7 protein-coding genes and 1 pseudogene are annotated in these 6,943 nt (G+C 54.1%); 7 read left to right on the top strand and 1 reads right to left on the bottom strand.

Features of this window, described 5'->3' with window-relative positions; all coding sequences use genetic code 11:
* The first annotated feature begins 158 nt into the window (after positions 1 to 158).
* The 5 genes and pseudogenes from ACIQ0R_RS10120 to ACIQ0R_RS10140 all read left to right on the top strand — a co-directional run bounded on the left by ACIQ0R_RS10120 (position 159) and on the right by ACIQ0R_RS10140 (position 4,868).
* Positions 159 to 1,235: a substrate-binding domain-containing protein gene (locus ACIQ0R_RS10120; protein WP_395826795.1), complete on the top strand. Its 1,077-nt coding sequence runs from the start codon at positions 159 to 161 to the stop codon at positions 1,233 to 1,235.
* Positions 1,236 to 1,471: 236 nt separating this feature from the next.
* On the top strand, positions 1,472 to 2,266 hold the full coding sequence (locus ACIQ0R_RS10125) for a basic amino acid ABC transporter substrate-binding protein (RefSeq protein ID WP_395826798.1): 795 nt from the start codon (positions 1,472 to 1,474) through the stop codon (positions 2,264 to 2,266).
* 13 nt (positions 2,267 to 2,279) lie between these two features.
* Complete coding sequence (locus ACIQ0R_RS10130; RefSeq protein ID WP_395826800.1) at positions 2,280 to 3,068, top strand: basic amino acid ABC transporter substrate-binding protein; 789 nt, start codon at positions 2,280 to 2,282, stop codon at positions 3,066 to 3,068.
* Positions 3,069 to 3,148: 80 nt separating this feature from the next.
* Positions 3,149 to 3,942: pseudogene (locus ACIQ0R_RS10135) on the top strand (basic amino acid ABC transporter substrate-binding protein).
* 182 nt (positions 3,943 to 4,124) lie between these two features.
* Positions 4,125 to 4,868 (top strand): amino acid ABC transporter permease, encoded by a 744-nt coding sequence (locus ACIQ0R_RS10140; protein WP_395826803.1) that lies wholly within the window; start codon positions 4,125 to 4,127, stop codon positions 4,866 to 4,868.
* 26 nt (positions 4,869 to 4,894) lie between these two features.
* Here ACIQ0R_RS10140 and ACIQ0R_RS10145 read toward each other — a convergent pair whose 3' ends face one another.
* Positions 4,895 to 5,377, bottom strand: a complete 483-nt coding sequence (locus tag ACIQ0R_RS10145) for a hypothetical protein (RefSeq protein WP_395826806.1) — start codon at positions 5,375 to 5,377, stop codon at positions 4,895 to 4,897.
* A 348-nt stretch (positions 5,378 to 5,725) separates the two neighbouring features.
* Between ACIQ0R_RS10145 and trxA the strand changes: the two genes are divergently transcribed.
* Positions 5,726 to 6,052 carry a thioredoxin TrxA gene (trxA, locus tag ACIQ0R_RS10150; RefSeq protein ID WP_395826808.1) on the top strand — a complete coding sequence of 109 codons (327 nt, stop codon included), beginning with the start codon at positions 5,726 to 5,728 and terminating at the stop codon, positions 6,050 to 6,052.
* A 106-nt stretch (positions 6,053 to 6,158) separates the two neighbouring features.
* Positions 6,159 to 6,943, top strand: a 785-nt coding sequence (rho, locus tag ACIQ0R_RS10155; protein WP_395826810.1) for a transcription termination factor Rho, incomplete at its 3' end; no start/stop codon positions are given.

Consider the following 6,943-nt stretch of genomic DNA (forward strand, 5'->3'; position numbering starts at 1 on the left):
CGGAAATAAAAAGTCTTATATGCACCATATGTAAAAGCCAACATATAGTTTTATCTGAGAAATATTTTCTCGCTACTCTTTATTCTCTACTCTTGGCCCTATTGCTGGAAAAAGTATCACTACCACTCACCGGACTCAATAGGCTATATTTTGCATATATGTATAAAGTGAACATCAAACCCCACTGGGAAATCTCGCGCGATAACGACTCGCCGCTGGATACCGCTGTGCTGTTGACTTTATTAAACTCGATCCAGCAAACCGGCTCGATTGCCAAGGCTGCCAAGCTGATCGGCAGTTCTTACCGGCATACCTGGGGCATCATGCGCGATGCTGAAAAAATGTTCGGCCATGCGCTGATCCGCACCGGGCGCGAACGCGGCAGCAATCTGACGCCGCTGGCGGAAAAACTTATCTGGGCTGAACGGCGGGTTGCGGCACGTCTGTCGCCGATCCTGGAAAGCCTGTCGTCTGAACTGGAGTGGGAGTTGAGCAAGGCGGTGGCTGCGCAACCGCAAGTGATTCGACTCAACGCCAGCCACGGTTTTGCAGTTGCAGCGTTGCTGAATCAACTGAATGAACGGAATCTGCCGGTCGAGCTGCGCTATCGTAACAGTGCCGATGCAGTGGCGGCGCTGGCGCATCAGGAATGCGATCTGGCAGGCTTTCATGTCCCGCTGGGTGAGTTCGAAGACGCCGCAATGGCGCTCTACAGCCAGTGGCTTGACAGGCACAAGCATTGCCTGATCCATCTGGCAGTGCGCAGCCAGGGTTTGATGGTCGCGCCCAGCAACCCGAAGCACATCACCGGGCTGGGCGATTTAAGCCGCGACGGCGTGCAATTCGTCAACCGCCAGATCGGTTCCGGCACCCGCATGCTGCTGCAACTGATGCTGGCCAAGGAAGGCGTTTCACCTAGCGCAATTGACGGTTTCGAAACTGCCGAATTCACCCATTCAGCCATCGCTGCCTTCATCGCCAGCGGCATGGCAGATGTTGGCTTTGGCGTACAAACGGCTGCCGAACGCTTCGGCCTCGATTTCATTCCGTTGATCAGAGAACGCTATTTCTTTGCAGTCTCGGCCGAAGCCATGAAAGATCCGCTGGTACAGCAGGTGATCGAGATTCTGCAATCGCAGATTTTTCGTGGCATCGTCAATCGGCTGGCGGGCTACGACGGCAGCGAGACCGGCAGTATTCTGCCGCTGTCGACTGCGTTCAAAGGTCTGCGCTAAGCGGCAACCCTGAATTTGCGGCGGCACCGGCATCTCGGCAGATTGCATTATTTATCATCTGTTCATATAAACCGTTGTTATTTATATCGATGAATCTACAATAGCGGGCTGTCACACCTGTTATTGCCAAATAATATACATAAAACCGTTGCTGTCCAGCTACGAACGGGCAGATAGAGCTTACCGGTTTGATGTTGAAGTCTTGATGTTGATGTTGAATTTTTAGGAGATACTCAATGAAGCGAATGAAGCGAATTTTCACTCTCGGACTGTGCGCACTCTCCGCTGCATTGTTACTGACAGCGTGCGGCAAGCAAGAGCCCAAAACCGCAACTGCTGCGCAGCAGACCGTCTATCTGGTCGGCGCCGAGGCGACTTTTGCGCCCTTTGAATATCAGAACGAACAGAAAGAAATCGTCGGCTTCGATGTCGACGTGATGAATGCTATCGCCGACAAAGGCGGCTTCCACATCAAGTTCGTCAACACCCCGTTCGAAGGCATCTTCAACTTTCTGACCCAGGGCGACCGCGATCTGCTGGCCTCAGCTATCACCATTACCGAAGAGCGCAAGCAGAACGTCGCCTTCTCCGATCCTTATTTTGAAGCCAATCAACTTATCGTGGTGCCGAAGGATTCCAAGGTCACCAGTTTCGCAGATCTGAAGAACCTGAAAGTCGGCGTACAAAGCGCCACTACAGGCGACGAGATCGTGCAAAAGGAACTGGGCAAAAGCAATCCCAACATCAAGCGTCTGGAATCGGCAACGTTGGTAATGAAGGAACTGGAGGGCGGCGGCATTGAGGCAGTGGTGGCCGATAACGGCGTCGTCAAGAATTACATCAAGAACAATCCATCCGACGGATTCCGGTTCATTTCCGACCCGGCCTTTCCGAAAGAGTACTATGGCATTGCCGTAAAAAAAGGCAATACCGAACTGCTGGAAAAAGTAAACAAGGGGCTCGCAGCGATCAAGGCCGACGGCAGCTATGACCAGATTTACGCCAAATATTTTTCCGACAGCACCAAATAATCCGGGAGCGACTTTGACAATACGATACCTGACGGCGCTAGTGCTGGCCAGTTCGCTACTGGCGCTGGCTGCATGCGGCCAGAAAGAAGACGGCGCAACTGCGGCCAATCCTGGCGGCGCTGAATATGTTGTCGGTGCCGACGCTGCCTATGCCCCGTTTGCCTCTGAGAATCAGCAGAAGCAACTGGTCGGTTTCGATATCGATACGATGCAAGCCGTGGCCGAAAAGGCCGGCATCAAGATCAAGATCATCAATACGCCATTCGACGGTCTGTTCAACGCGCTGATCCAGGGCGACCGCGACATTCTTATTTCCACCATTACGATCAACGAGCAGCGTAAGCAAAGCATGGCTTTTTCTGAGCCTTACTTCGTGGCCAGGCAGTTGATCGTGCTGCCTGCCAACTCCAAGATCACCAGTTTCGACGATTTGAAATCACACAAGATCGGTGTTCAAAGCGGCACCACTGCCGATGAGGCGGCGCAAAAGCTGATCGGCAAGAACAGCGCCAGCGTCAGGCGCTTCGAATCGATGCCGCTGGCATTTCAGGAACTCGAAGGCGGTGGTGTTGACGCTGTGGTCGGCGACAATGGCGTCGTCACCCATTTCGTCAAAAACAATCCGGGCAAGAATTTCCGCATCGTCGACGATCCAGGCTTTCCCGACGAGCACTACGGCATCGCGGTCAAGAAGGGTAACCCGGAGCTGCTGGCAAAAATCAACTATGGGCTGCAACAAATCAAGGCCGATGGCACCCAAGAGCGCATCTATAAAAAATATTTTGCGGACAACAAACAGTAAATCTTTACCAACCTGAACGGCGCCATGTCCAGGCAGCAGACGTTGCCGGCACGCTGAGCGCCTTATTTTTTGAGAGCATCATGAAGAAAGTCCTTACCCGCTACCTGCCGCTGTGCGCGCTCACCCTAAGCCTGATCGCGGTCGGCGCCTGCGGCAAAAAACAGAAACGCCGATAGCGGCAGCCAAACAAAACCTGTACGTCGTCGGAGTCGAATCGGCGTATGCGCCACTCTCCTCGGAAAACGAAAATAAGGAAGTCGTCGGTTTCGATATCGATGTGATGAAGGCGATTGCCGCCAAAACCGGCATCGAAGTCAAATTCGTTCCGACGCCATTCGAGGGCTTCTTCAACTTCCTGGCCCAAGGCGACCGCGATCTGCTGATTTCGGCGATCACCATCACCGACGAGCGCAAGCAAACGGTTGACTTTTCTAAACCCTATTTCGAAGCCAGCCAGTTGATCGCTGTAAGTCAGAGCAACACGACAGTACAGCAATTCAACGATCTGAAAAAACTCAAGATCGGCGTGCAAAGCGCGACGACCGGCGATGACGTGGTGCAAAATCTGGTCGGCAAAAACAATCAGAGCATCAAGCGTTTCGATTCAACCCCGTTGGCCCTGAAGGAACTGGAAAGCGGCGGCGTCGATGCGGTGGTGGCTGACGACGCGGTGGTGAAGAACTACATCAACAACAATCCTTCGGCCAGGTTGCGCGTAGTCTCCGACGCTGACTTTCCGAAAGAGTATTATGGCGTCGCGGTACGCAAAGGCAATACCGAACTACCGTCCAAGATCAACCAGGGCTTGGCCGACATCAAGGCCGACGGCAGCTTTGCCAAGATCAGCGAGCAGTACTTCGGCAACGGCAAATAATCCCGCGCAGACCGGCCATTTTTTGGGTCTGCGAAGGCTGCTGCATAATTCATCCCCGGTTTTCAGCTAACTTTTCTCCAATTTTCGTTAGCCTCAGGCGCAACCCCGGAGTCGCAATAACATCACTATTGCGGGTTGCGCATCTCCTCGCTCAGTCGCACAGTTTTTTCTGAATAATACCTATGGATTTTCGCTGGAGCATCATACAGGGCTACGCGCCGCTATTCATCAAGGGCTTCTTCATGACGCTTCAGGTGGCCGTGATCGGTATCATCATCGGCACCGTCATCGGTTTAATGCTGGGCATGTTGCGCCTGGCCGATATCAAGCACGGCCCATGGAAATGGCCGTTCCGTCTGACCAAGGGCGTGGCTGGCTTCTATGTAGCATTCTTCCGCGGCACCCCGCTGTACGTACAAATCCTGTTGATCCACTTTGCGCTGATGCCGATTCTGATTCACCAAGATGACGGTCTGCTGATCTCTGGCAACCTGGCGCGCACCATCAAACAAGACTACGGCGCCTTCATCTCCGGCGTCGTCGCGCTGTCATTGAACGCCGGCGCCTACATCTCGGAAATTTTTCGTGCCGGCATACAGTCGATCGACCGCGGCCAGACCTACGCCGCCTCCAGCCTCGGCATGGGCTACAAATTAACCATGCGCTACGTCGTCTTGCCACAGGCATTCCGCCGCATGCTGCCGCCGCTGGGCAACGAAGCCATCACTTTGCTCAAGGATTCGTCGCTGGTATCGGCCATCGGCCTGGCAGAACTGGCTTACGCCGCGAGAACTGTCGCCGGCGCCTATGCGCGCTACTGGGAACCGTATATCACGATTTCAGTCGTCTACTTCGCCATGACCATGGTTCTGGCAATGCTGGTTAGCCGCCTGGAAAAGAAATACGCAGCGCCGCAACATCGCTAAACTGCCGCGGCCTGAATCAAGCTCGATCAATCCACACAATCCACGCAATCCAGACAATCCGTAGCATTCGCACCATCCGCATCCATCTCAATCAATCTCCGACAGGCGTCTGCCCCCGTCAGCAGTGCGGTGCGCAGGCGCTTGCCAGAGACTACCGCTAGCGCCGCTGAACGATAACTGCGCAATTGCGCGGCATAGGCGGCGCGCTCGCTGTCGAGCAGATTGCGTTTGTAATCCCGTATCCACACTTCTTCTTCAAAGATCACCACACGGTCGAAGCGCAGCACGGCACCGTCGACGATGATTTCCATTTCGTTGCGTGCCTGCAGGTGTAGCGCCGGGTTGAAGAAATGCTCCAGCTCTTCCTGATCGAGAATGGCCTGCGCCTGACGGCTGATCAATGTCGCCAGCGGCAACGGGCAAGGCAACCAGCGCGCAATCGCGCTGGCGACAGGATGCCAGCAGCGCGCGCTGCGCTGCGCCAGAAACTGGCAGCGGGGGCAATTCAAATGGATTTTATGGGCATGTAGCTCACTGTAACGCCGGCGAGAATTAATCTGCACTACTCTGATTTCAGGAATCGGCACCTGGGCGCGAGGCTCTTTTTTGCAACAATTGGCTATCAATTCATGCGAGCCCCTTAAAAAATAAGCGCGCGCCACTTTTTATTAAAATCGGTTATGATTTAGCGACTATCACGCCGCAACACCTCTTACCGCACCCACAAAAACTTGAATTCGCGCACGGCATCCCCACTTTTTCAATAGACTAAGGGGCCGCCGATGGCAACCACCAAGCAGGAATGGTAAGTCGTCCTTGGCATACATTGATTCTTTTTCCCTCACACTGAGGAAACCATGAGCGAACATATTAAACATACTTCCGACGCATCTTTTGAAGCAGATGTACTCAAATCCGACAAACCGGTCCTGGTCGATTTCTGGGCTGAGTGGTGCGGTCCATGTAAAATGATTGCGCCGATTCTGGAAGAAGTTGCCAAGGAATACGGTGACAAGCTGCAGATCGTCAAAATGGATGTAGACGCCAATCAGGCAGTGCCTGCCAAGCACGGCATCCGCGGCATTCCGACACTGATCCTGTTCAAGAACGGCGTTCCTGCCGCGCAAAAAGTTGGTGCAGTGGCCAAGGGCCAACTGACCGCATTCATCGATCAAAACCTATAAGAACAACCGCGGCGGTGCGCCCGCATCGCCGCTTGTGTTTTACTGACTACACACCACGCAGTTCCCTCCCCCACCCAATATTTCCCGTCCCGGGACACTCATACCTATGCATTTATCTGAATTGAAGGCGTTACACGTCTCTGCCCTGCTAGAAATGGCAATCGGCCTGGACATCGATAACGCAGCGCGTCTGCGCAAACAAGAACTGATGTTCGCGATCCTGAAAAAGCGCGCGAAATCAGGAGAACAAATTTTTGGCGATGGCGCCCTTGAAGTTCTGCCGGACGGCTTTGGATTCCTGCGCTCGCCCGACGCCAGCTACATGGCGTCCACCGACGACATTTATATTTCGCCTTCGCAAATCCGCCGCTTCAATCTGCATACCGGCGATTCGATCGAAGGTGAAGTGCGCACGCCGAAAGACGGCGAGCGCTATTTCGCACTGGTCAAGGTCGACAAGGTCAACGGCGAATCGCCGGAAGCTTCCAAGCATCGCATCCTGTTTGAAAACCTGACGCCGCTGCACCCCAACAAACCGCTGCCGCTGGAACGCGAAATGCGCGGCGAAGAAAACATCACCGGCCGCATCATCGACATGATCGCGCCAATCGGCAAGGGCCAGCGCGGCCTGCTGGTGGCATCGCCGAAGTCCGGTAAATCGGTCATGCTGCAACACATTGCGCATGCGATTACCACCAACCATCCAGATACCGTGATGATCGTCCTACTGATCGACGAACGTCCGGAAGAAGTCACCGAAATGCAACGTTCGGTGCGCGGCGAAGTAGTGGCATCGACTTTCGATGAGCCAGCCACGCGCCACGTGCAAGTTGCCGAAATGGTGCTGGAAAAAGCCAAGCGCCTGGTCGAAATGAAAAAAGACGTGGTGAT

The sequence above is a fragment of the Collimonas sp. genome (assembly GCF_044339385.1).
Classification (GTDB): Bacteria; Pseudomonadota; Gammaproteobacteria; order Burkholderiales; family Burkholderiaceae_D; genus Collimonas.

Bases quoted from the DNA above. Each gene is read 5' to 3' on its own strand.
- ACIQ0R_RS10120 (WP_395826795.1), top strand. From the start codon at position 159: ATGTATAAAGTGAACATCAAACCCCACTGGGAAATCTCGCGCGATAAC.
- ACIQ0R_RS10125 (WP_395826798.1), top strand. From the start codon at position 1,472: ATGAAGCGAATGAAGCGAATTTTCACTCTCGGACTGTGCGCACTCTCC.
- ACIQ0R_RS10140 (WP_395826803.1), top strand. From the start codon at position 4,125: ATGGATTTTCGCTGGAGCATCATACAGGGCTACGCGCCGCTATTCATC.
- trxA (WP_395826808.1), top strand. From the start codon at position 5,726: ATGAGCGAACATATTAAACATACTTCCGACGCATCTTTTGAAGCAGAT.